Genomic DNA, 25,782 nt, shown 5'->3' with positions numbered 1-25,782 from the left:
GATGTGGCCAGTTCGCAAAAAAAGGAGTGGCCAGTTTTGGAATAATCTACACTATGGTTCCATTCATTAATTTAAATACATTAACATGGAACAGAAAGAACTATTCAAGGTTGCTGAGGTGCAACTGAGTTACAAGCCACATTTCAAGGCACAGGAAAGACCACAGATTAACAGCTCTAGACAAGCGTACGACATATTGCTAAGTCATTGGGATAAGGAATTGATCAATTACCTTGAGCAAGCAAAGATGATACTGCTAAATAGAAACAACCGGGTATTGGGGATTGTAGACTTGTCTACTGGTGGTGGAGGTTCAACAGTAATGGATAGCAAGGTAATATTCACTATTGCCCTTAAGGCTACTGCAACTAGCTTAATCTTGGCACATAACCACCCAAGCGGTAACTTAAGACCTTCTAGCCAAGATATAACGGTAACGGAGAAATTAGTGAAAGCTGCAAAGCTTTTAGAGATGGATGTCCACGATCATTTGATTATAAGTGAAAACGGCTATTACAGCATGGCAGAGGAAGGTTTGATGTAATTTCTATGCGCCAAATCTGCGCCAAAACCAATTTAAAAATACACGTTTCAAATGTAATCACGATTGATTAGATTTGTACTAGCGGCAGTCGCCGTGAATCTTGAAAACCGCACTGAAGTGTGATTAGAAGGCTATCTCACATAAAAAAAGCTCCCCATTTTCATGAGAAGCTTTGTGGGCCCAGCTGGGCTCGAACCAGCGACCAAAAGATTATGAGTCTTCTACTCTAACCAACTGAGCTATAGGCCCTGAAAACCGGATTAGGTTTTGCGAGTGCAATGTTACATATTTGCAGCGAATTTTGGAACACAAAAATGGAAAAAATTAAAAATATTATTTTCGATTACGGCAACGTAATATTCGCTATTGATTTTATTAGAACACAAAATGCTCTTTCACAATTAGGTATACCCAACGTTAACGAATTCTTTGCTCATAAAGGCCATAACCTGTTATTCGACGATTTTGAAACTGGAAGTATCTCCCCTTCACAGTTTAGAGATGGAATTAGAAAAGCCGCCAACCAAATGCAGCTCACCGATCAGCAAATTGACGATGCTTGGAATAGCCTCCTTCTTGGTGTATCTGGTAATAACCACGATGTTTTATTGGAAGTAAAACAAAAATACCGCACATTTTTGCTGAGCAATAACAACAAAATACACTTCGATTGGATCATCGCTTACTTGCAAAAAGACTTTGGCTTTGATAACTATAACGACTTTTTTGAGCGTGCTTACTTTTCACAAGATACATCCATGCGAAAGCCCAATGTAGAGATATTTGAAATGGTAATTAACGAAAATAACCTAAATCCTGAAGAGACGTTGTTTATCGACGACAGTCCGCAGCATATTGAAGGTGCTAAAAAAGCCGGCTTACATACTTTGCTTATGGACGTTCATCCCGAAAAATTGCGTGATTTTTTAGTGCATCATGCTTTGCTTTAACCCTAGGAACTTCTGGATCAAAATCTGCTGGCAAAGCTGATGCTAATCTTTTGCTGGACATAAAACCGTTCACATACCAATTGTTAGAGAGTGGATTACCAGTATCAGAAATTATTAAAGGTTGGCCATCTGTCAACACCATTAAAGTTTCCACTTTAATCCACTCTTTTCTATCTCTCCTAATGTTAATATAATCAGTATGCATGGCTAACGATTTTTGATGTCTAACATAGGTAATCATTATGGTGTCTTTTAAATTCAAAGAAAGAAGATTATGAAGTGTATCCTTTTTCAACAAGCGGTATATATCTAAAGTATCCAATTTCCTGGTAATATAATCTGATTCAGCAAGCATTTTCCTGTAATATCTAAGGCTATCCTTATCCTTAATTAAGCTTTCTAAATTGATGGTCATAGCAAACTGTTTATTTTTCAGCTGCTCATACTTTAACTTATTGACTAAAGTTTGAACTCGAATCTTCTCTTGATTTTTAACCTCGCTATAAGTATATAAACCAAAGCCTTCTTCGTTAAGTTTATGTTTAACAAGTGAATTAAAAAAATGAGTTAAAGAACCTTGATATACAGAATTTGTTGTCAATTGAACGTTATCTAAAGGTAAACTAGACTTAGTAGGCTCAAAAAACAATGTTGATTTATATTTAATCCTTTCTTTACCAATATCATAAACAAACTCGTCCAAATCCACTTTAATCAAATAACCTAATACGTCGTTAATAATCCAAATAGGTTCGGTAGATGATGCAGTTAGTATATTTTCTTCTCTGTCAAAATAAAAACTGATCACTTTAGGATTTAGCACAACGTCTCCCCCATACTTTTTTGAATAATAATCATGAGAATTATCCGACATCAAGAGCTTGGTAAACAAACTGCCCCATTTTTGCCAACCATTTCTATCACTCACTACCACTTCTTTAAGCGTGTTATTGATGGGCTTCAATAATATTTTTAAGTTTTGGCGAGGTATTTCATCAAGGATAATTTTATGATAACCCACGCATGATATCACCAATTTGGCTTTACTATTACTAGTCTCTATAAAAAATCTTCCCCCTAAATTTGTTTTTGTACCTATTTGAGTTTCATTAAAATAAACACTTACATTTTCTAACGGATTTCCAGTTTCTGCATCCACTACCCTACCAGCGGCAATAGTTTGTGCTAAAGCAATAAACGGCAAGCAAATGAATAAAGCGGCGAAAAATGAGCGAAAAATCATGCTAGAGCGTTAGGTTTATTTGAAGTATTTTGCTAACTTAATCAAAACTAAATTAAGAAATGTCTGCAAATAAATATCAATCCTTACAGGAGTTTTATCCCTTTTATTTAAGTGAACATCAAAACACAACCAGTCGTGTACTGCATTTTATTGGCACGGCCTTAGTCGTTCTTTCCGTTATCGGTGGTATTTTATTTCACGATTGGCGCTTTCTACTTGCCGTTCCTTTTCTAGGTTATGGTTTCGCTTGGATTGGCCATTTCTTTTTCGAAAAAAACAAACCTGCCACATTTCAATACCCGGCTTACAGTTTAGCCAGCGATTTCATTCTTTTTTGGGAATTGCTAAATGGTAAGCAACCGTTTAAGGTCAAATAGCTTTTGCCTATCAGCCCATAGATAAAAGCACTTTGATACTTTGGCTGATACCATCTACCTTTATGTTCAATTGAAAATTAACTCAATCTTAACTTAATAAATATAAAAATGGAAGAAAAAGGTTCAGACATCAGCAAATGTCCATTTCATAATGGCACCATGCATAGCAATGTAGCCGGAAGCGGTACCCGAAATAGAGATTGGTGGCCTAAACAACTTAAGCTAAATATATTACGTCAATATTCTTCTTTATCTAACCCAATGGATAAAGATTTCAACTATGCCGAAGCTTTCAAAAGTTTAGATTATGAGGCTTTGAAAGCTGATTTGACACAATTAATGACAGATTCGCAAGATTGGTGGCCTGCAGATTTTGGTCATTACGGAGGTTTATTTATCCGTATGGCTTGGCATAGCGCTGGTACTTACCGCGTAAGCGACGGACGTGGTGGAGGTGGACAAGGCCAACAGCGCTTTGCACCGCTTAACAGCTGGCCTGATAACGTGAGTTTAGACAAAGCACGTAGGCTACTTTGGCCTATCAAACAAAAATATGGCAATAAAATATCTTGGGCAGATTTGATGATATTAGCTGGCAACGTAGCTTTAGAGTCAATGGGCTTTAAAACTTTCGGCTTTGCCGGAGGTAGAGAAGATGTTTTTGAAGCAGCGGAGGATGTGTACTGGGGTTCGGAAACTACCTGGCTAGGCAACGATGAGCGTTACTCTCGCGGCGCAGAAGGTGTAGCTGCCCGTGGCGTTTTAGTTTCTGATGATGATGCTAACGGAGAAACGCACTCCCATGATTTGGAAAAACCTTTAGCGGCAGCGCACATGGGCTTAATTTACGTTAATCCTGAAGGCCCAAATGGCAATCCTGATCCTATTGCTGCAGCTAGGGACATTAGGGAAACTTTTGCCCGCATGGCAATGAACGACGAAGAAACTGTTGCCCTAATTGCGGGTGGTCACACTTTCGGAAAAACACACGGAGCAGCATCTTCTGATCATGTAGGCAAAGAACCTGAAGCCGGAGGTTTGGAAGACCAAGGTTTTGGCTGGAACAATAGCTTTGGAACCGGAAAAGGTGCCGACACCATTACCAGTGGTTTGGAAGTGACTTGGACAAAAACTCCTACACAATGGAGCAATAACTTTTTCGAAAACTTGTTCGGCTTCGAATGGGAACTTACTAAAAGTCCGGGTGGTGCGCACCAATGGGTAGCTAAAACCGATGAAGAAATTATCCCTGACGCATTTGATGCGACTAAGAAGCATAAACCAACCATGCTTACTACCGATCTCTCATTACGTTTTGATCCGGCTTACGAAAAAATATCAAGGCATTTCCTTGAAAATCCTGATGCTTTTGCTGATGCATTTGCCCGTGCTTGGTTCAAATTAACACACAGGGATATGGGACCAGTTGCACGCTACTTAGGCCCTGAAGTGCCTAATGAGGTATTAATTTGGCAAGACCCGCTACCTGCAGTGGATCATCCTTTAGTGGATGTTACCGATTTGGATACACTGAAAGCTAAAATTTTGGCTAGTGGCTTAACTATTGCCCAATTGGTAAATACAGCTTGGGCTTCTGCTTCTACTTTCCGTGGCGGCGACAAAAGAGGTGGTGCAAATGGATCCCGTATCAGATTGGCGCCACAAAGATACTGGCAAGTCAACAATCCGTCCCAATTGGGCACAGTATTGAGTACTTTAGAAAAAATCCAACAGGAGTTTAATGCTGCGCAAAGCGATGGCAAGAAAATTTCCCTTGCCGACTTAATTGTATTTGCTGGCTGCGCTGCTATTGAAAGTGCTGCCGAAAAAGCTGGACACGCAATCAAAGTACCTTTTACGCCAGGTCGCACCGATGCTTCTCAAGAAGAAACTGATGTTGAGTCATTTTCGTACATGGAGCCGGTTGCTGATGGCTTCCGTAACTATAAAAAAGGAAGAACTAAAGCTTCTACAGAAGAACTTTTGATTGATAAGGCGCAATTGTTAACCTTAAGCGCTCCAGAATTAACGGTTTTGGTAGGCGGCTTACGTGCTTTGAATGCCAACTATGATGGCTCATCATATGGTGTATTAACTAATCGTCCTGGACAACTAAGTAATGATTTCTTCGTTAACTTATTAGATATGAGTACCGCTTGGAAAGCTTCAAGCGATGACAAGGAATTTTACGAAGGTTATGACCGTAAAACCGGCGAAACTAAGTGGAAAGCTACACGTGCCGACTTAGTTTTTGGATCAAACGCAGAGTTGCGTGCCATTGCCGAAGTATACGCCGAAGCCGGTGCCGAAACTAAGTTTTTACATGATTTTGTTGCAGCTTGGAACAAAGTGATGAACTTGGATCGGTTTGATTTAGCATAGTAGTTTCATAATTTTGATTTGTAGGAAGGCTGCACCCAGGTGCGGTCTTTCTTTGTTTACAGCCTTTTCATCTGCTTTGTAACAAAGCCGCCTATATTTTTGCTTTTCTTATACAAAGTGCCATATTTGCTAAAATGGAAAACACCCTAAATAGCTCAAGTTCAGTTTTACCTTCAGCGCAGGTTATGAAGGCAAAGGCTATTCTGCTATCTGCTCCATCTTTCACACTAGCTATCAACCCTATCGCTTTAAAACAAAGCAAAGACTTTATTAGCTAAACCCCGATATCCATTCTATTGTACTGATTTCGGGGAATAACCAAACCGAAAATCAAATTAATGCCTATTGCAATCAGCAATGAGGTGAACTATTCATTTAATTTCATCACAACATGGAAACCAAATCAATTTTATTATCAACCAGCGATTACAAATTTTTAACCGAACATCTGGACAAAGCCATCATGAGCGATTACAATAAGAATCGATTGAAGAACGAAGTGAAAAATGCTAAAGTTTACGACGATATCGACCTACCGGACGACGTAGTTTCACTTTACACTGAAGCAAAAATAGAAAGCACAGAAAACAACCAACAGTTTGTATTTAAGCTAGTTTTACCGAAAGATGCTAATATAAAACAACAAAAAGTATCTATCTTTGCACCAATTAGTATCGCACTATTAGGCTATCAAACCGGAGATTTAATTCAATGGGAAATGCCCGATGGAATTAAGGCTTTTAAAATCATTTCAATAAGAAAATTACTCGAAGAAGAACGTTAAAATAAATCATTTAATGCAACCAAAAAGAACAGAAAAATTAAAACGATGGATTAAGAAACTCGGTTTTTGGGGTTTTCTGTTCTTTTTAGTTAAAGGATTGCTGTGGTTAGCGCTAGGTTATTTCATTGTAAAGTAACTCAATGCATTGGTAAGTTATGAGCAACCTAACTTTAAAACCTTAAAACATTACAACTTTAAAACCTTAAAACTTTAAAACTTTAAAACTCTGCAACCTTGCAACTTTACAACCTTAAAACATCAAACGCCTTAAATCCCTCTCCTTTTTTTCTCTCTACTAATTAAAGATAGTTCTCGTCCGGTTTGTCCCGCCACTGATGTATTTTCTTGTGCCCGGCGAAACAAATAAGGCATAACCGCTTTAATTGGCCCATAAGGCACATACTTGGCAACATTATAACCTGAATTAGAAAGATTGAAGCTCAAATTATCACTCATACCAAGCAATTGTGCAAAATAAACATGAGGATGGTTATGAGCGATGCCTGCTTCGTCAATGAGTTCCGTCAATAATTTACTACTGTCTTCATTATGCGTACCGCAAACAAAGCCAATTCTATCAATATGGTTAACGCAAAAACGTAAAGCTTCATTATAATCTCTGTCAGTAGCGGCTTTATCAGGCTGTATCGGCGAAGGATAACCACGCTCTTCTGCCCGCTTACGCTCCTTTTCCATGTAAGCTCCACGCACCAACTTAGCACCCAAAATAAAATTGGCTTCCTTAGCAATTAATTGATCTGCTTGCAAACTAGCCAACTTATCGTGTCTGTATATCTGGTAAGTATTAAAAACGATCAATCTTTCCTTATTGAATTTCATCATCATCTCTATCGCCAACAGATCTATAGTATCTTGTATCCAAGTTTCCTCAGCGTCAATCATTACGGGTACGGCTCTTTCGAAAGCGGTGCGACAAATTTTTTCGCAACGTTGCTTTACGCGTTCAAATTCTGCCTGCTCAACAGCGGTTAATTCCTGCTTAGCATCTAGTTTTTCTAACAATGCAAATCGGCCAATGCCAGTTACCTTAAATACAGTAATCGGAATCCGCGGATCGCCATCAGCACGTACAATGGTTCTTATAATTTCCTCGCAAGTAAAGTCAAAAACATGCTCTTCTTCTTCCCCTTCCACTGAATAGTCTAAAATGGTGCCCACCTTGCCTTGGTGCAGTTGCTCAATGGTGTGCTCACATTCAGCAATGGTTTCGCCACCACAAAACTGTTTAAAAATGGTTGCTTTAATAGCTCCTTGAATAGGGAAACCTATATTAAGCATGAAATTGGTAATCGGCGGACCTACTTTTGTTAGGAAATTACTCCCTATCATTTTGAAAAGCCAGTAAGCTTGTTTTAATTCAGAATTAGATTTGTGCTTAAAAGCAACTTCAGTGTTATTGAAGTCAATTTTTTGCTTCGGAAAAGCATCCATTTTTATATTTTATTTAGTCAGAACGCTGCAAAAATATAAATTACTAACCATCTTAACACGAAAGACTTTCAAATAATCGTAAATTTGTGTCGTCATGATACAATTTAAACTAGAAGGTGAATTCATTCCCCTTATTGCTCTCTTAAAAGCTACTGCATTGGTTCAAAGCGGTGGCGAAGCTCAATCTATCGTTGAAGAAGGTTTGGTAAAAGTTAACGGTATAATTGAAGAGCGTAAGCGCTTAAAGGTACGCGTTGGAGATAAAGTGGAGTTTTTAAGTAAAACGATAGAAGTAATTTAATGGAAGCGCTAAAAAACAACAATCATTTCATCCATTTTGAGAGTGGCTTAGCACCTTTGAATGACTTACTTTCTACAAATAAGTACAGCAAGATATTCGTTTTTGCTGATAACAATACTGCCGAAGTTTGCATGCCAGTTTTTAGAGATTTTCTTCCAGATTTAGATGATTTTGATATCATAGAAACCGATGCTGGAGAGGAAAATAAAAACATTGATTTTTGTATTGGCATTTGGAAAACCTTGCTTGATTTTGAAGCGGACAGAAAATGCTTGATGATCAATTTGGGTGGCGGCGTAATTACGGACATGGGAGGCTTTGTAGCTTCAACCTATAAACGCGGTATTGATTTCGTGAATATTCCTACTACACTACTTTCGCAGGTTGATGCTTCAGTAGGTGGCAAAACAGGCATTGATATAGATAACGTTAAAAACATGGTTGGTACTTTTAGCCTGCCGCAAGCTGTTTTTATCGAAACCTCCTTTTTACAAACCCTACCTCAAAGAGAGTTGCTTTCAGGCTTTGCAGAAATGATTAAGCATGGACTTATTGCCGATGCCGTTTATTACCAAGAGCTGAAAGACAGTAATTATGAGCACATCGGCGCTGAAGCCATCTATCGTTCTGTCGAAATTAAAAACGAAGTAGTACTGGCCGATCCTTTCGAAAAAGGACTACGTAAAATCTTGAATTATGGGCATACTATCGGTCATGCGGTAGAAGGGTATGCTTTAGTTAACGATAAATCGCCACTTACCCACGGTGAAGCTATTGCCATCGGGATGATTTGCGAGGCTTATTTATCTGCCAAGTACTGTAATTTATCGCAGGATGAACTTACTGAAATTGCCAGTTATCTTCTTTCCTTATATCCTAAATATGAGATTAAACCAAAGAGCTTTGATGAGCTAATGGCTTTGATGCAAAGCGATAAAAAGAATGAAGATGGATTCATTTTATTTTCATTGCTAGAGCAAATTGGAAAATGCACCTATAATTGCAAGGTAACGAAAGAGGATATTATTAATAGTTTATTGTATTACAATAGTTTATAAAATAAGATGAAGTTTACGGGAAGTGATATTTCGGTAGGCACGCTATTTAGCTTTGTGATTGTACTTACCATAGTTGAAATGTATTTCAGCTATGCACACGATAAAAAATTATATACTAAAAAAGATACTTGGACCAACATTTACTTAATGTTTTGTGCCATAGCGGTGAATTTGACTATGAAATTTGCCACTTTTTACCTTTTGGATTATTGCTATCAATTTAGATGGTTTCAAATTCATAACGCTTGGGCATACTGGATTACGTTGGTACTGGCCCAAGACTTTTTATACTGGCTTTTACATACCACCGGACATTATGTGCGTTTTTTCTGGGCAATGCATGTTACACACCATTCTTCAGCACATTTCAATTTAACAACAGGTTTCCGCTCAACTGTTTTTGAACCACTTTACCGCGTTTTCTTCTATTTACCATTGGCATTTATGGGATTCACAGCCATGGATATATTGTTTGCCTATTTGATCACGCAAATTTATGGCAACTTGGTACACACCAGATCGGTTGGAAAACTTCACCCTATTTTCGAATATATTTTCGTCACACCTTCACATCACCGTGTACACCACGCATGTAATATCCGTTATTTGGATAAAAATATGGGCATGGTACTAATTCTTTGGGATAGAATGTTTGGCACTTTTCAAGGAGAGCTTCCTGAAGACGAAATAAAATATGGATTAACTACGCAACCTGAAGATACCGGAGCATTCAATATCATCTTTCATGAATTTATTGCTTTAAGTAAGGATGTAAAAAAAGCACCTACATTTTGGAATAAGTTAGGATATATCTTTAATCCACCGGGTTGGAGCCACGATGGAAGTTCGAAAATTGCCAAACAGCTGCAAAAAGAACTACAGGAAACAGAAAAAACAACGAGTAAGGTAGGCAACAGCGTAAAGAGTTTTGGTTAAAATACCATTTCGTTATTTGGTTCAAAAACCACAAAATAAAATTATTTTCATTTAGGTATTGACAAATTAAATTTGTTGGTGTACATTTGACACCATAAAGCAAGAAATGAATTTTAATACTACATATTGGTTTGGTTACTTTTACTACTTCAGTAAGAGCCAGGACTAATATGCTTAAAGTATAACAACATATTTTAACACATACAAAAAAGGTCCTGGCTAAAAAGTCAGGACCTTTTTTGTTTAACATGATTATGAAGACAAAAACAAGGGTAGCTATACAAGGCATCAAGGCATCATTCCATGAAGAGGCAGCTTACAAATTTTTTGGTAGAGATATCGAAACGGTAGAATGCAATTCATTTAAACAAACATGTGATGTTTTAGACGATGACAAAGCGGATTATGTGGTAATGGCCATTGAAAACTCTATCGCTGGCAGCTTGTTACCCAACTACACCTTGATACGTGAATACAATTTTGCAGTAGTTGGCGAAGTTTACCTTCCTATCCAGTTGCATTTGTTGGCGCTACCGGGTGTTAAGTTCGAAGACATTAAAATAGCAACCTCCCATCCTATTGCCATTAGGCAGTGTGTTGATTTCTTTGAGGAGTTCCCTCAGATACAAGTTATTGAGGGGAATGACACTGCGGCTTGTGCTAAAAAAATCAGGGATGGACAACTAAAAGATACCGTTGCCATTGCCAATGCATTAGCCGCCGAAACTTATGGCTTAGATATCATTGAGAGAAGAATTGAATCCAACAAAAAGAACTTCACCCGTTTTTTAATTCTTAGAAAAGATAAGGCAGAAGTGGAAAAAGGAATCAACAAAGCATCCATCTGCTTTCAAGTAGGTCACCACGTAGGCGCATTAGCACAGGTATTGCAAATATTTGCAGAACTAAATGTTAACCTAACAAAAATCCAATCGATGCCGGTCCTTGGCCGCAGAAATGAGTACTATTTCTATGTAGATATTGAATGGAAAAACATTGAAAACTATGATGCCGCCATCAGAAAAGTGCTGAAATACACGGTAAACTTTAACATCATGGGCGAATACATTAAGAATGACAAGGTGTAAATAGCGACCAGGTATCAGGAGCTAGGTATCAGTAAAACAAAAATCGTAAATCGTAAATCGTAAATCGTAAATCGTAAATCGTAAATCGTAAATAAAATAATATCCTAAAAAATGAAACTAAATTTGAACATCGAGCCTTTAGAAAATTGGCTAACGGCAAACAACCAACCTTTATTAATTTCAGGCCCTTGTAGTGCAGAAACTGAAGACCAATTACTTACAACCGCACATTTACTTGCCGCAACCGGAAAAGTAAGCGTATTAAGAGCTGGAATTTGGAAACCACGTACCCGTCCGGGAGAATTTGAAGGTATTGGCAGCATTGGATTAGAATGGTTAAAACGTGCTAAAGCAGAAACTGGACTACCTACCGCTGTTGAAGTTGCTAACGCAAAACACGTAGAAGAAGCTTTAGCTGCTGGTGTGGATATCCTTTGGATTGGCGCACGTTCTACAGTGAACCCGTTTACAGTTCAAGAAATTGCCGATGCTTTGCAAGGACACGATGTTCCTGTGTTAATTAAAAACCCTGTTAACCCAGATTTGCAGCTATGGATTGGCGCTATAGAGCGTATCAATAAAGCTGGCATCACCAAAATTGGTGCTATTCACCGTGGTTTCTCTTCTTTCGAAAAATCATCTTTCCGCAACGAACCAATGTGGGAAATGGCTATTCAGTTGAAAACGCTTTGCCCTGAATTGCCAATTATTAACGACCCTAGCCACATTTGCGGCAATCGTGAGTTAATCCCTTACATCTCTCAAAAAGCATTAGATTTGGATATGCAGGGCTTGATGATTGAGTCGCACTTGGATCCTTCGGTTGCTTGGACTGATGCTAAACAACAATTAACTCCTGCAGCTGTGAGTGAGTTGATGGATCGTTTAACTGTACGCGAACCAGAGTCAAAAAACGAAGCTTTTGTTGACAAATTAGCTGAACTACGTAAGCAAATTGATAAAATTGACGATTTACTATTGCAAAAACTAGGCGAGCGTATGTCTATCGTGGAGAAAATTGGCGAATACAAACGCGATAACCAAGTTACTGTATTGCAAGTTAACCGTTGGGATGAAATCCTTAAAAAAGGAACAGCTTTCGCCAAAGCGTTGAAGTTAGATGAGCACTTTACTGAAAAATTCTTGGAATTAGTACACGGTGAATCTATCCGCAAGCAAACTGAAATTTTAAATGATGGCAAGGTAACACAAGAGGGCATTGCCGCTGAACAACATACTGAAGTAAAAGCTTAATTAGCAGTTACTCATTTTTTAGGATAAATCTGTCAAGGAGATTGCTTCGTTATTCCTCCTCGCAACGATGATAAAAATAGCATCATTACGAGGCACGGAGCAATCTCTAAGCAGAATACCTTAAACACCAACCGAACCAAACCTATGCATAAAAATGCACTAGTTTCTTTTAAAGGAACACAAAACATACAAGCGGAAATACAATTAACAGGCTCAAAAAGCGAATGCAACAGAGCACTGATTATTAAGTCGTTGAGCAAAAATTTGGTAAATGTAGAAAATTTATCAAATGCAGCCGACACGGTAACGCTCAATGCAATTCTTTCTGATTTGGATACTACTGATACCGACAGCAACAGTTTAAAAACGGTAGATGTTGGCCCTGCTGGTACTGCCATGAGGTTCCTATCGGCATACTTATCAGCTAAAAATGGGAACTTCCTTTTAACAGGAACCGAACGCATGAAGCAACGTCCCATCGGGATTTTAACCGAGGCGTTGAAAGAAATTGGCGCTAACATCAATTATACTGAAAAAGAAGGCTTTCCGCCTTTAAACATTAGCGGACCGTTAAATCAAGCAAACGCTAGCGTTAAAATTAAAGGCGATGTAAGCAGTCAGTATATTTCCGCTTTGCTAATGCTTGCACCCACGCTACCGCAGGGTTTAACTTTGGAAATTGTTGGAGAATTAACCTCTAAACCTTATGTGGAGATGACTTTGGCAATGCTTAGCGAATGTGGCATAAGCCATCAATGGCGTGAAAACTTGATCAGCATCCCGCATCAAGATTTTAAACCCTCTACGTTAATTGTAGAACCTGATTGGAGTGCTGCTTCCTATTGGTACAGCATCGTAGCTTTGGCCAAAAATGCGACCATTAGCCTTCCGAATCTGCGAGATAAAAGCTTACAAGGAGACAGCCAAATCCAACAAATTATGGAAGTTTTTGGTGTTAGCACCAGCAAAACGGCTAATGGCATTTCATTTACAAAGGATAAAGAATTAGGTGATATCCAGCAAGTTTTGGATTTAAAAACCTGCCCTGATTTGGCGCAAACAATAGTAGTAATTGCGGCCGCCTTGGGCATTAACATGAAATTTACCGGTCTGGAGACCTTAAAAATAAAAGAAACCGACCGTGTTGCAGCATTGCAAAACGAGTTGGCAAAAATTGGCGTAAAACTAACCGAAGACAATTTGGTGTATACCGTGGATTGTTCGGGTCTTCATTTCCCTAAAAAAGTAAGCATTGCAACGTACGAAGATCACCGTATGGCTATGGCTTTTGCTCCTTTGGCTTTATTAATTGAAGAATTGGAAATTGAAGACTATAATGTAGTTGAAAAATCTTATCCTTATTTTTGGGAAGACTTGAAGAAAGTGGGATTTGAAGTAGAGCCCCTCTCTGCCTTGTAGGCATCTTTCCCCAAAAAGGGAAAGAAATTAACTAGGAAAGATTTGAGCAACATTACAACTTTTCAACCTTACAACAATTAAACAATAAAGCACCTATATTGTACAAGGGTATCTCAATACTCAATAATTAATACTCAATACTATAAAAAATGGCAGGCAACTCATTCGGACAACTTTTTCGCATTACTACTTTTGGTGAATCTCACGGTACAGCAATTGGTGTAATTTTAGATGGTTGTCCAGCAGGTTTAACGATAGATTTAGATTTCATACAAGCAGAACTGGATAAGAGAAAGCCGGGTCAATCAAAAATTACCACACAACGTAAGGAAAGTGATGTTGTACAAATCCTGTCAGGAACATTTGAAGGAAAAAGTACAGGTACGCCCATTGCAATGCTCATACCTAATGAAGATCAGCGCAGCAAAGATTATGGGCACAATGTGGATGTTTACCGCCCCAGCCATGCGGATTATGTTTATGACGCTAAATATGGCATTCGTGATCACCGTGGTGGTGGCCGTTCGTCGGCTAGAGAAACCGCAGCTAGAGTAGCGGCAGGAGCTATAGCAAAACTGTTGTTAAAGCATCATGGTATCGATATTTTCGCCCATGTTACTGCAGTTGGCAAAATTAATGCACCTAACTTAGAAAGCAATGACATTGCTTCACTGCTTGAACTTAGAGAAGCGAATATTGTACGTTGTGCAGATCCTGCAACTGCCAATGAAATGATTGAGTTTATCGATAGCATCCGCAAAGATGGCGACACCGTAGGCGGCAAAATTGCTTGTATTGTAAAAGGCTGTCCCGCTGGTTTAGGCGAACCTGTTTTTGATAAACTACATGCCGATTTGGGCAAAGCGATGTTAAGCATCAACGCTGTACATGGTTTCGAATACGGTTCTGGTTTTGATGGTACCGAATTAAGAGGATCAGAACATAACGATAGCCCTATTCCAAACCCTGCCGCAAAGGGAAATGGCTTTTTAACCATTACTAACCACGCGGGAGGTATTTTAGGAGGCATCTCCAACGGAATGGATATTACTTTTAAGGTAGGCTTTAAACCTGTAGCAACCATTATGCACAATCAACAAACAATTAACGCCGCCGGTGAAGCTGCTGAAATTAAAGGGAAAGGCCGACATGACCCATGTGTTGTACCAAGAGCAGTAGTAATTGTGGAAGCAATGGCAGCTTTGGTACTAGCAGATCATCTACTACGCAATAAAACCAGTAAGCTTTAATTGATCAATATCATAGTAAAATAAAAATGGGCGATAAATTCTATCGCCCATTCTTTTTATGACCTGTATCGTTTATCAATATATTTTCGGGTAACGATCAGGATTAGTTTCATTCATCATCGCATACGCAGCTTCTACAATATCATCCACAGATGGTTTAGAAAAGTAATCACCATCAGAACCATAAGGCGGTCTGTGCGCTTTCGCCGTTAAAGTTTGCGGCTTGCTATCCAACAAATAATATCCTTGCTGAGTTTCCAATACCTGCTGCAAGATGAACGCACTTGCACCACCTGGCACATCTTCATCAACAATTAAAAGTTTATTCGTTTTCTGTAAAGATTGACGGCAAAGCTGCGACAAATCGAAAGGAAGCAAAGTCTGTATATCAATCACCTCAATATCAATACCTAAAGTTTCCAATTCCTCGGCTGCTTCTTCTACCAATCTCAATGTAGAACCATAACTTACTACCGTGATGTCTCTACCCTGCTTAATGATTTCGGCCTGTCCTAACGCTACCGTAAATTCACCAACATTATCAGGTAATTTCTCCTTTAAGCGATAACCGTTCAAACACTCAATTACCAAAGCTGGCTCGTCTGATCTGAACAAAGTGTTGTACATACCAGCAGCTTGAGTCATGTTACGAGGCACACAAATATGAATCCCTCTTAAACTTCCTAAAAGCATTCCCATTGGTGAGCCGGAGTGCCAAATACCTTCCAAGCGGTGTCCTCTACTTCTAATAATTAGCGGCGCTTTTTGCCCTGCTTTGGTACGGTACGAAACCGTTGCCAAATCATCGCTGATTACCGTTATGGCATATAATAAATAATCTAAGTATTGAATTTCCGCAATAGGCCTTAAACCCCTCATGGCCAAACCTATGCCCTGTCCAATAATAGTTGCTTCTCGTATACCAGTGTCAATTACACGCAAATCACCATACTTTAACTGTAAACCAGCAAAGCCCTGGTTCACATCCCCGATATAACCTAAATCTTCTCCAAAGGCAACTAAACGAGCATCTCTTGCAAAATTAGCATCAAAACAAGCGTTCAACAGTTCTCTTCCATCAAGCATTTTGCTGTTTTCGCTATACTCAGCCGGAACCTTTGCTACGTTAAACGGGCTTTCAACACCGTCGGTAAATAATTTCGAATTATATAACTCTCTGTAGTAATTCGTTTTACTTTCGTACCATTTTACCAATTCTTCACGGGCAGCAGATGGCTTACTAACACTTAGCCTTATCGCTTTGCGGGCAGATGAAACGACCTCACGTCGTAAAGCATCATGGGTTGACGCTAATTGTGCAGCAATTTTACTTAGCTGATGATCTCCATTAGCCAAATTATTCACCATGCGAACCACATCAGCCTGCTCTTGCTTTATGGTATCTAAAAATTCATTCCAAGCTTCCTTTTGAACTTCTTTAACAAATTTTTTAGCCTCTTCTTCCAACGCTGTAATCTCCTCGTCAGTCGCAATTGCAGATTCGATCATCCATTCTCTCATTTTAAGGATGCAATCGTGTTCTTTTTCCCATTGCAAACGCTCCTTGCTTTTGTAGCGCTCATGCGAGCCAGAAGTTGAGTGGCCTTGCGGCTGTGTTACCTCAGTAACGTGAATCAATACCGGTACATGCTCAGTTCTACAAATTTCTATTGCTTTTAGGTAGGTTTCGCACAAGCCTGGATAATCCCAACCTCTAACTTTAAAAATCTCATAGCCATTGGTACCTTCACCACGTTGGAAACCTTTAAGCACCTCAGAAATATCTTCCTTGGTGGTTTGATATTTGGCAGGAACCGAAATTCCGTAACCATCGTCCCAAACTGAAATAGCCATAGGTACCTGCAACACACCAGCGGCGTTGAAGGCCTCAAAAAATACCCCTTCAGAGGTTGAAGCATTACCTATAGTACCAAAAGCTACCTCATCGCCATTTACCGAAAAATGTTTAAGGTAGTCAAGTTCCTTATTTTCTTTATATAATTTAGAAGCGTAAGCCAAGCCTAACAATCGGGCCATTTGACCACCTGTTGTCGAAATATCCGATGAGGTATTTTTAACGTTGGTTTGGTTGCGCCATGTACCATCTTCATTTAATAGCCTTGTAGAAAAGTGGCTGTTCATTTGGCGACCAGCAGAAGCAGGATCAGCTTCTACATCAGGATTGGCATAAAGTTGCGCAAAAAATTCTTTTACAGTTGATATGCCAGTTGCGAAAGCGAAAGTTTGATCTCGGTAATATCCGGCACGCCAGTCTCCTTTTTTAAACACCTTGGCCATTGCCAATTGCGGAACCTCTTTACCATCACCAAAAATACCGAATTTTGCTTTACCAGTAAGCACTTCTTTACGGCCTAACAAGCTAGCTTGACGACTTTCAAAAGCAATCCTATAATCGTTGATGACGATAGCTTTAAAATCCTCAAAAGTGAGTTCTGAAGCATCAATTTCATTGGCGATAATTTTCCCTGATGATATCATAAGCTATAAAATTGGTCAAGTGCCAAAGATACGATTCTTTCTTATTCAGCATTAACGATATGGGCAAATAATATTTGGAATACTTTTTGTTTTAACTTATAAAACAGTACATTTGTACTACACTAAACTCAAATTAACAGCAATGAAAAAGCTACTTATTTTACTAGTTACCGTAGTTGGTTTAGGCCTTACTGCTAACGCTCAAACGAAACCTGCAGAATTTAAGTTTGATACTGAAACTCACGACTTTGGCAAAATAAAATTAGACCAGGCCGTTAGCTATACATTCAATTTCACCAACGAGGGAGATGCACCTTTGATCATCTCTAAAGTAGAGCCAACTTGTGGTTGTACTGTTGGGGAGTACACGCAAACTCCTGTTAAAAAAGGAGAAAAAGGTTACATAAAAGTTACAGTAAAAAAATCTGGATCGCCGCTTCCATTCAACATGGCGGTTACTGTTACTTCGAATGCTAGAACCAGCACTAAAGTGCTTTACCTTAAAGGAGAAACTGTAGCAGGGGCTACCAAGTAAGCTTAAAAGCAGTACAATATTTTTAATTGAAAACCTCGTTATTACAACGGGGTTTTTATATTTTTGCACCATGCCAAAAATATCAGAAAAAGGGCTGCAGATGCCCGCCTCACCAATTAGAAAATTAACTCCGTTTGCTGATAAAGCTAAAGCCGACGGCAAAAAAGTATATCACCTCAATATAGGCCAGCCAGATATTGAAACTCCAGAAGGCATGCTAAATGCCATTAAAAATATTGATTTTAATGTTTGGGCATATACCCCATCAGAAGGAACCTTGGCCTACAGAAAAAAACTCACCGAATATTACAATAAGTTAGGCTATAATATCACACCGGAAAATATTTTGGTGACTGTTGGTGGCTCTGAAGCAATTACCATTGCAATGCAAACTTGCGTAAACGAGGGCGACGAAATTATTATTCCAGAGCCTTTTTACGCAAACTACAATGGCTTTGCCTGCATGAGCAACGTGGTGGTAAAACCTATCCTTTCATACATAGAAAATGGTTTTGCCTTACCTCCTATTGCCGAATTTGAGAAATTAATTACAGAAAAAACAAAAGCAATTATTATTTGCAACCCAAATAATCCAACTGGTTATTTGTACTCAAAAGAGGAATTGGAAGCTTTAAAAGCGCTTTGTTTAAAGTACGATCTTTTCTTGTTCTCAGACGAGGCTTATCGTGAATTTTGTTATGATGGCCGCGAATTTATTTCTCCAATGCATTTGGAAGGCTTAGATCAAAACGTAGTAGTGATGGATACTGTATCTAAACGTTATAGTGCTTGTGGTGCTCGTTTAGGTTGTTTAATCACCAAAAACAAAGAAATTATTGCTGCAGGATTAAAGTTTGCGCAAGCTCGTTTAAGTCCGGGAATGGTTGAACAGATTGCTGGTGCAGCTGCAGTGGATACTCCAGACAGCTATTTTGAAGCAGTTAATAAAGAATATACGTTGCGTAGAGATACGTTGGTGAACAGGCTAAATAATATTGAAGGCGTTTACTGCCCTAACCCAGGTGGCGCATTTTATGTAGTGGCCAAATTCCCGATTGATGATGCAGACAAATTTTGTCAGTGGATTTTGGAAAGCTTCGAACACAACAATGCTACAGTGATGATGGCTCCGGCTACAGGTTTCTATTCTTCAGCTGGTTCTGGAAAAAACGAAGTGCGCATGGCTTACGTGCTTAATGTTGATGATTTGAATTCCGCAATGGATTGTTTAGAGCTGGCATTACAACAGTATCCGGGAAAAGTTTAATTATAATTGTTAATGATGAATGGTTAATTGTTAATGGTTTAAGTATTATTGGCTAGGATTTAGGCACCAGTAATCAGTCAATAAGATTGTTTACGAATACGCTATTCATTAACCATTTATCCTTAACAATTAACCATTTTAAAAACTAATCTCTAAGTATTTATTAGGATTTAGGCACCAGTAATCAGTCAATAAGATTGTTTACGAATACGCTATTCATTAACCATTTATCCTTAACAATTAACCATTTTAAACTAATCTCTAATTCCTAGTTCCTAAAACCTAAAATATCAACTATTAACGCCCATGGCGTACATCACTATATTTACTGCAAATTTAGTGTTGTCTTCTGCCAAGAAGCGTTTGTTTCTAAAATCATAATCCCATTCGCAACCATAATCTTTGTTGCTATACAACACTCCTATCCGTCCGTTGATAATAATGGCTTTCAGATAGTCATGAACTAAATCATCTCCCCAACCATTAAGTTCAAAAGAGGTGGTTGGAGGTCCTTTGTCAAACTTAAAAAAAGCACTATATATCGGATGACTGTTAGGGATCTTTTTCAATGCACCGGCGCCAAATAAACTGATCATTTGCGCTTCAAATGAACGTGCAAATAGGCCATCAATGTCGTGGTTGCAATCATCAACAAATACAAAGCCACCGTTTTTTACAAAAGCTTTAAAGTTTGCAGCTTCTTGTTGGTTAAACTGTACTAATTTATGGCCGCTCAAATAGCAAAATGGATATTTAAAAATATCAGCGCCGCTTAATTCTATTATTTTCTCCTCTGGCTCTAATGGAATAGTGGTATACTCTATAAGCGAGTTCAACACATTTGCCGGCATACGCTGGTCGGTATCCCAATCTCCTGAATTATATTTTAATCTCGCAAAAGTAAATTTGGCAGCTCGCATCCTTCTAAATTAATCCCATTTATTTTAAAAACTATTTTTTACGCCGCTAAATGTTGTAATTTTTTTGATAATCTTTAAAACCACTTTATTTTTCAATTTTATATCCGCTATATTGAAGCATCATTAATCGTTATTTAAGATTTTACACATTTGGAAAATACGGAAAGCAATATCAAAAGCTTGATTGAAAAAATATCATCTTTAAAAAGTGAAATTCAAAAAATAATTGTAGGCCAAGACAGTGTTATTGAAGAAATGTTAATTGCGCTAATGGCGGGCGGGCATTGTTTGGTAGAAGGTGTACCTGGGCTTGCCAAAACACTGATGGTACGTACCATGTCGCAAGCATTAGACCTTTCTTTTAGACGGATACAATTTACACCCGACCTCATGCCTTCTGACATTGTTGGCACCGAGATTTTAGAAGAAGACCATACCACCGGGAAACGGTTTTTCAAGTTCAACAAAGGCCCATTGTTCGGCAATATTATTTTGGCCGATGAGATTAACCGAACGCCACCTAAAACACAAGCCGCATTATTGGAAGCTATGCAAGAATTTGAGGTAACCTATGCTGGTCAAACCTATGCTTTAGATCGCCCGTTCTTTATCCTAGCCACACAAAATCCAATAGAACAAGCTGGCACTTATCCGCTTCCAGAGGCTCAATTAGACCGATTTTTGTTATACATCAAAATTGGCTATCCTAGTGCGGCAGAAGAGACGCGTATCTTGAGCAGCACCACAGGCGCTAACAAACCAAAAGTAAATCCTGTTGTAGGTGCCGAAGAAATTACGGAGTTACAGCGATTAACTTTGCAGGTGAGCATTAGCGAAGACTTGGTAGCGTTCACCAGTGAACTGATTAGGGCAACCAGACCCGATACTACCACCTCGCCTTATATAAAGGAGTGGGTACGTTGGGGAGCTGGACCAAGAGCCGGACAGGCACTCATTTTAACCTCAAAAGCTAGAGCATTACTCAAAGGCAGATACGCAGTAACACTGGAAGATCTTCAAACTATGGCTTATCCAGTTTTAAGACATAGAATATTGATGAATTTCAAGGCAGAAGCCGAAAACGTTACAGCTGACCATGCCACCGAAGAACTGCTCAATTCTATTTCAAGACCTAAAAATAGCATGTAATGAGCAAGCTTTTAGATCCTAAGATTGTACTTTCCATCAAGCAACTTTCCTTAGCGGCTAAAACCACCATCAGCGGCTTTATGAACGGCATTAATAAAAGTAATGTAAAAGGTGCCGGGATGGAATTTAGTCAATATAGAAGTTATCAACCTGGTGACGACTTACGTTCTTTGGATTGGAAAATGTTCGCCCGGTCGGATCGATACTACATTAGGGAGTCAGAAGTAGAAATTAATATTTCTTTGCGATTATTGATTGATGCAAGCTCCTCTATGAACCACAGCGATGGAAATTTAACTAAAATAACCTACGCTAAATATCTGGCAGCTTCTTTAGCATACCTTGCTAATTTGCAAAGTGATGCGGTAGGCCTTTACGTGTTTAAAGCAAACGAACTTTTTGCAATGAATACTAAACAGGATTTCCAGCACCTATCCAGGCTGTTTCATCAGTTAGAAAACATAACAGCTGATGGCGCTTTTACCAATCCCATTGCTTATAAAGAAATTTTTAGCCGCGGGCGCCAACGAGAACTCCTGGTTTTCATTACTGATTTTTACCAGGCAGATCAGGAACTACTCACACTTTTAGACAAGCTAGTTGCAATGAAACATGAAATCATCGTTTTTCAACTATTGGCTAAAAACGAACTGGATTTGGATTTTAAAGGCTATACCACTTTCGAAGATTTGGAAACCGGCCAAACTATACAAATTGATCAAGCGGCCATACGCTCTACCTATCAGCAACAAATGGATCTACATTTAAATCAAATTAAAACTGACATGTTAGACAGGGGTATTTACTATAGAACCTTGGTTACCAACCAAGCCATTGACCAAGCATTGAGGGATTTTTTAAAACAACGTAACAAAGTAAATTACTAGTGCAACTGCTCTATCCCATAGGACTTATTTCATTGGCAAGTATACTTATGCCAATTATCATCCATCTTTGGCGTGTAAAACAAGGAAAAACGCTTAAAATTGGGAGTATTGCCTTATTGGGAGAAAGTTCCGCAGCTACTGCTAAAAACCTAAAAATAAGCCAGTGGCTATTACTACTGTTGAGATGTCTATTTTTTATCCTACTGGCCATCCTAATTTCAAAGCCATTTTTAACAGGTAAAAGTTTAAGTGCTGCAAAAGAAGGATGGATTTTAGTAGCCAGAAAAGATTTGAAACCAATTTATAACGAACATCAAAAAACAATAGACTCGTTATTACAAAAAGGCTATCAATTGCGAAACTTCGCCAAAGGTTTTGGACCGATCGAACTCAAGGACACCGCCAAGAATTATCTGGAAGGTAAATTTAATGATGCTTTAAACTACACCTCGCTGTTAAAGCAAGCTAACCATCTCCTACCTAATCAGTATCCAGTTTGGATTTTTGCCAACAAACAGCCATCTAAATTTGATGACATGCTACCTAGTTTACATCTTAAAATTAACTGGCAAGCAGTCAAAATTAAGGATATCGACACCACAACTTATACGCAATTTATCGGCAGGACATTTAAAGCGGCTAAGCAACAAAATGCCACCAGCTACCATATTGTAAATTCTAAAGAATTTCCTCCGTTAGCGGTAGTAGTTAATGGCAAAAACAAGGAAGATGAGGCTTATTTGAGAGCAGCATTAGAAGCAATAGGAAGCTATCTTAACCAGCCAATAGTTTTTAGGACTATGTTGAGGGACAATCAACTAGATGCTATTTTTTGGCTTAGTGACACACCAATTCCCATGCAGCTTATGGCAAAGTTAAAACCTGACGGAATTACATTGCAATATGCGAATACCCCGATAATTAAAAAAGTAACCCGCTTGACGACTACAGCAAATAAAAATACCGATGCAGCGCTGTTAAAAATGCAAAATGAAGCTAGAAAAAGCGATGGCACACAAACCATTTGGAAAGATGTTTTTGGTAACCCGGTTTTAACGGTCAAACAAGAGCAGCAAAGGAAATCATATCAACTTTATACACAGTTTAACCCCAAATGGACCACATTGGTATGGAAAGATGATTTTGCCGAGGCGCTTATGCCTATACTATATGGAGAAAAGCCAACCGGATTTGCGTTTAAATCGGTACCGCAAGTCGACCAAGAACAACCTATTGCAATTTTTAATAAAGATAGCCTAGCCACAGTCAATGTTGGCACAAGCAAATCGTTAGATCAGCTGATTTGGATTATGGCCTTCGTTGTGCTTTTATTGGAACGAATACTAAGTTATAGCACCAAAAACTAACTGGAATGAAGGAAAAGCGCTATATCAACAAATTAAAGCAGCAATGGATTACAATTTACCTGATCCAAGGCTTGGCTATTTGCGTAGGCTTTACTTTACTTATCCATAGCTTGGTTAGCTACTTCTGGGTTCCAAATATGTTCATCGACCTTTGTTCATTTGTTATAGCTGCCCTCCTATTTTTGTGGAGGCGCCCATTATGGCAAATTAATGATGCTTGGGCAGTAAGATACCTTGACACACAGTTCCCTATATTGGAAGATAGTGCGAGTTTGCTAATCAAAGAAAATCATGAATTATCAACCTTAGCTCAACTGCAACTAGAGAAAATTTCAAATGTATTACCGCAGTTGCAACTTACTAGAGGCGCAAGCAAAAAATTAGCTATCGGTTGTTCGTGTTTACTGATAGGAATTGTTAGTATGCTTACTTTTAGCTCTTTAGCCAATAAAACATCTAACTCAAAGCTAACCGAAAATCATCAACACATAGATGCTAAAACCGAAACCATTTCACCTCAAATTGAAGACTACCAAATTATCATTCAACCCCCAGCCTATACACAAAAACCGAAACGAACACAGCAGCAATTTTCGTTAAAAGTAGAAATTGGCGCTACGGTAACTTGGGAAATCAATACCAATACCAGTTTAAAATCGCTATATGTTATTTTTAACGATAAAGAAAAACTGAACTTAACTCCAAGCAATGCAAAGGCTACACATTGGCGTTTTTCTAAAAAAATTACAACACCTGGTTTTTATCAATTAGTGATAGACGGCAATAAATCAGACCTTTATCAAATTGAAGTAATACCAGACCATCCTGTGGTGATAAAAATCACTCAACCTAAGCCACAAACTACGATATATATTGGCCAGACTCCAAAAGTGGAGCTTTACGCAAATTTAACAGACGATTATGGAATCCGAGAGGCCTTTATCTCTGCAACTATGGCGAGTGGCAAGGGCGAGAGCGTAAGCTTTACGGAAAAGAGGTTGAGCTTTGAAACGACCATCAACAATCAAAAAAGCTTGCAACTTAAAAAACGCATTGATTTAAAAAGCTTAGGGATGAAACCCGGAGATGAACTGTATTTTTTTATTGAGGCCAAAGATAATAATGGGCAATCTAGTAGGTCTGATATGTATAGTGTTGCGATAGTAGACACTGCCGAACTGATGAGTATGGCAGGGATGACTTCCGGTGTGAGTTTAGTACCAGAGTATTTTAGAAGTCAGCGGCAGATCATTATCGACACAGAAAAGCTGCTTTCCGACAAAGCCAATATCACTCCAGATGAGTTCAAGAAAAGAAGCAACAATTTAGGCATAGATCAAAAATTATTACGCTTAAGATATGGGAAATTTTTAGGCGAAGAAAACGAAACGCAAATTGGTGGCGATGACGAGCACCATGAGGGTGATGGACATGACCACAAAGGAGAAAAATTTGGCGACGTACAGGCACTCATGGATAAGTATGCCCACAAACATGATATTGCAGAGGATGCCACTTTTTTTGAGCCCGAAATTAAGCAACAATTGAAAGCAGTTTTAAACGAAATGTGGAAATCAGAGCTCAACCTACGTACTTATAAGGCACAGGAAGCCCTGCCTTTCGAATATAAAGCATTACGTTTACTCAAGGATCTGCAGCAAAAATCTAGAGCTTATGTAGCTAAAACCACCATCAAAACTACAGCGCTAAAAATGGAAAAACGCTTAACAGGAGAACTAGAACAAATTGTAGCGCCTAGCAGAACGGCACAAATGGAGGTTTCGGATAAAAGTAAGCAGGAACTTAAAATTTTATTGTCATTGCTTAGCATCCACCAAAATGGCAAACCCTTTAATGGCAATGAAAAGGCATTGCTACAAGCTGGCGAAAAGGAAATGATTGCGGCAGCGGCAACTCGACCGGCAAGTTTCCTATCTGCACTCCGCAGCCTTAGGAAACTAAACAACCAAAACCCACCTCAACAAAAAGATCTTGAAAGTGTAGCGAACGCCATTTACCGCATCATCGGAAAAGAAATACCGAAACCAACTGCCAACAACGCTGGTTCAAGCAAAAAATTGGCAACCATTTACTTCAACAATTTAAAAAATAAGAATTGA

22 protein-coding genes and 1 tRNA gene are annotated in these 25,782 nt (G+C 38.7%); 18 read left to right on the top strand and 5 right to left on the bottom strand.

The annotated features are described in order from the left end of the window. Positions 1-85: 85 nt before the first annotated feature. The gene (locus DUT68_RS04905; protein WP_113636270.1) at positions 86-544 is read left to right on the top strand and encodes a JAB domain-containing protein; all 459 of its coding nucleotides are present in this window, start codon (positions 86-88) and stop codon (positions 542-544) included. 175 nt (positions 545-719) lie between these two features. Here DUT68_RS04905 and DUT68_RS04900 read toward each other — a convergent pair. Then, a tRNA-Ile gene (locus tag DUT68_RS04900) sits at positions 720-793 on the bottom strand. Positions 794-858: 65 nt separating this feature from the next. Here DUT68_RS04900 and DUT68_RS04895 point away from each other — a divergent pair. Further along, complete coding sequence (locus tag DUT68_RS04895; RefSeq protein WP_113636336.1) at positions 859-1,494, top strand: HAD family hydrolase; 636 nt, start codon at positions 859-861, stop codon at positions 1,492-1,494. On the opposite strand, the gene DUT68_RS04890 is transcribed toward DUT68_RS04895, so the two are convergent. After that, the gene (locus tag DUT68_RS04890; RefSeq protein ID WP_113636268.1) at positions 1,436-2,737 is read right to left on the bottom strand and encodes a carboxypeptidase-like regulatory domain-containing protein; all 1,302 of its coding nucleotides are present in this window, start codon (positions 2,735-2,737) and stop codon (positions 1,436-1,438) included. The genes DUT68_RS04895 and DUT68_RS04890 overlap by 59 nt on opposite strands. 59 nt (positions 2,738-2,796) lie before the next feature. On the opposite strand from DUT68_RS04890, the gene DUT68_RS04885 reads away from it, so the two are divergent. From DUT68_RS04885 to DUT68_RS04875, 3 genes are all read left to right on the top strand, one after another. Then, positions 2,797-3,114: an Mpo1-like protein gene (locus DUT68_RS04885; RefSeq protein WP_113636266.1), complete on the top strand. Its 318-nt coding sequence runs from the start codon at positions 2,797-2,799 to the stop codon at positions 3,112-3,114. 108 nt (positions 3,115-3,222) lie between these two features. Further along, positions 3,223-5,496 (top strand): catalase/peroxidase HPI, encoded by a 2,274-nt coding sequence (gene katG, locus DUT68_RS04880; RefSeq protein ID WP_113636264.1) that lies wholly within the window; start codon positions 3,223-3,225, stop codon positions 5,494-5,496. 391 nt (positions 5,497-5,887) lie between these two features. Further along, positions 5,888-6,280: a GreA/GreB family elongation factor gene (locus tag DUT68_RS04875; RefSeq protein WP_113636262.1), complete on the top strand. Its 393-nt coding sequence runs from the start codon at positions 5,888-5,890 to the stop codon at positions 6,278-6,280. 267 nt (positions 6,281-6,547) lie between these two features. Here the strand turns inward: DUT68_RS04875 and DUT68_RS04865 are convergent, their stop codons facing one another. After that, positions 6,548-7,732 carry a proline dehydrogenase family protein gene (locus DUT68_RS04865; protein ID WP_113636258.1) on the bottom strand — a complete coding sequence of 395 codons (1,185 nt, stop codon included), beginning with the start codon at positions 7,730-7,732 and terminating at the stop codon, positions 6,548-6,550. Between the two features lie 94 nt (positions 7,733-7,826). On the opposite strand from DUT68_RS04865, the gene DUT68_RS04860 reads away from it, so the two are divergent. The 7 genes from DUT68_RS04860 to aroC all read left to right on the top strand — a co-directional run bounded on the left by DUT68_RS04860 (position 7,827) and on the right by aroC (position 15,038). Next, positions 7,827-8,033 carry an RNA-binding S4 domain-containing protein gene (locus DUT68_RS04860; protein WP_113636256.1) on the top strand — a complete coding sequence of 69 codons (207 nt, stop codon included), beginning with the start codon at positions 7,827-7,829 and terminating at the stop codon, positions 8,031-8,033. After that, positions 8,033-9,091, top strand: a complete 1,059-nt coding sequence (gene aroB / locus DUT68_RS04855; protein WP_113636254.1) for a 3-dehydroquinate synthase — start codon at positions 8,033-8,035, stop codon at positions 9,089-9,091. Before DUT68_RS04860 ends, aroB begins: the two co-directional genes overlap by 1 nt. A gap of 6 nt (positions 9,092-9,097) precedes the next feature. Continuing rightward, positions 9,098-10,027 (top strand): sterol desaturase family protein, encoded by a 930-nt coding sequence (locus DUT68_RS04850; RefSeq protein ID WP_113636252.1) that lies wholly within the window; start codon positions 9,098-9,100, stop codon positions 10,025-10,027. Positions 10,028-10,281: 254 nt separating this feature from the next. Then, on the top strand, positions 10,282-11,115 hold the full coding sequence (locus DUT68_RS04845) for a prephenate dehydratase (protein ID WP_113636334.1): 834 nt from the start codon (positions 10,282-10,284) through the stop codon (positions 11,113-11,115). Between the two features lie 111 nt (positions 11,116-11,226). Continuing rightward, positions 11,227-12,369, top strand: coding sequence for a chorismate mutase (locus tag DUT68_RS04840; protein ID WP_113636250.1), 1,143 nt, complete (start codon positions 11,227-11,229; stop codon positions 12,367-12,369). 144 nt (positions 12,370-12,513) lie between these two features. Continuing rightward, the gene (aroA, locus tag DUT68_RS04835; RefSeq protein ID WP_113636248.1) at positions 12,514-13,788 is read left to right on the top strand and encodes a 3-phosphoshikimate 1-carboxyvinyltransferase; all 1,275 of its coding nucleotides are present in this window, start codon (positions 12,514-12,516) and stop codon (positions 13,786-13,788) included. A 149-nt stretch (positions 13,789-13,937) separates the two neighbouring features. After that, complete coding sequence (gene aroC, locus DUT68_RS04830; protein ID WP_113636246.1) at positions 13,938-15,038, top strand: chorismate synthase; 1,101 nt, start codon at positions 13,938-13,940, stop codon at positions 15,036-15,038. Positions 15,039-15,113: 75 nt separating this feature from the next. Here the strand turns inward: aroC and DUT68_RS04825 are convergent, their stop codons facing one another. Then, positions 15,114-17,537, bottom strand: a complete 2,424-nt coding sequence (locus DUT68_RS04825) for an alpha-ketoacid dehydrogenase subunit alpha/beta (RefSeq protein ID WP_113636244.1) — start codon at positions 17,535-17,537, stop codon at positions 15,114-15,116. A gap of 142 nt (positions 17,538-17,679) precedes the next feature. Between DUT68_RS04825 and DUT68_RS04820 the strand changes: the two genes are divergently transcribed. Continuing rightward, positions 17,680-18,072: a DUF1573 domain-containing protein gene (locus DUT68_RS04820; RefSeq protein ID WP_113636242.1), complete on the top strand. Its 393-nt coding sequence runs from the start codon at positions 17,680-17,682 to the stop codon at positions 18,070-18,072. Between the two features lie 70 nt (positions 18,073-18,142). Next, on the top strand, positions 18,143-19,339 hold the full coding sequence (locus DUT68_RS04815) for a pyridoxal phosphate-dependent aminotransferase (protein WP_113636240.1): 1,197 nt from the start codon (positions 18,143-18,145) through the stop codon (positions 19,337-19,339). 290 nt (positions 19,340-19,629) lie between these two features. Here the strand turns inward: DUT68_RS04815 and DUT68_RS04810 are convergent, their stop codons facing one another. After that, positions 19,630-20,259, bottom strand: a complete 630-nt coding sequence (locus DUT68_RS04810) for a DUF4159 domain-containing protein (protein ID WP_113636239.1) — start codon at positions 20,257-20,259, stop codon at positions 19,630-19,632. Between the two features lie 150 nt (positions 20,260-20,409). Between DUT68_RS04810 and DUT68_RS04805 the strand changes: the two genes are divergently transcribed. From DUT68_RS04805 to DUT68_RS04790, 4 genes are read left to right on the top strand one after another with little or no spacing between them, the layout of a single operon-like run. Then, on the top strand, positions 20,410-21,408 hold the full coding sequence (locus DUT68_RS04805) for an AAA family ATPase (RefSeq protein WP_113636237.1): 999 nt from the start codon (positions 20,410-20,412) through the stop codon (positions 21,406-21,408). Then, the gene (locus DUT68_RS04800; RefSeq protein ID WP_113636235.1) at positions 21,408-22,295 is read left to right on the top strand and encodes a DUF58 domain-containing protein; all 888 of its coding nucleotides are present in this window, start codon (positions 21,408-21,410) and stop codon (positions 22,293-22,295) included. Before DUT68_RS04805 ends, DUT68_RS04800 begins: the two co-directional genes overlap by 1 nt. Next, on the top strand, positions 22,295-23,662 hold the full coding sequence (locus tag DUT68_RS04795) for a BatA domain-containing protein (RefSeq protein WP_262510292.1): 1,368 nt from the start codon (positions 22,295-22,297) through the stop codon (positions 23,660-23,662). Before DUT68_RS04800 ends, DUT68_RS04795 begins: the two co-directional genes overlap by 1 nt. Before the next feature lie 5 nt (positions 23,663-23,667). Beyond that, a complete protein-coding gene (locus DUT68_RS04790; protein ID WP_113636231.1) occupies positions 23,668-25,782 on the top strand; it encodes a DUF4175 family protein in 2,115 nt (704 codons plus the stop codon).

Origin of the sequence: Pedobacter zeaxanthinifaciens, from assembly GCF_003313335.1 — a bacterium.
Classification (GTDB): Bacteria; Bacteroidota; Bacteroidia; order Sphingobacteriales; family Sphingobacteriaceae; genus Pedobacter; species Pedobacter zeaxanthinifaciens.
Note: the sequence above shows the minus strand (reverse complement) of the source record. Positions and strands in the feature narration are given on the sequence as shown.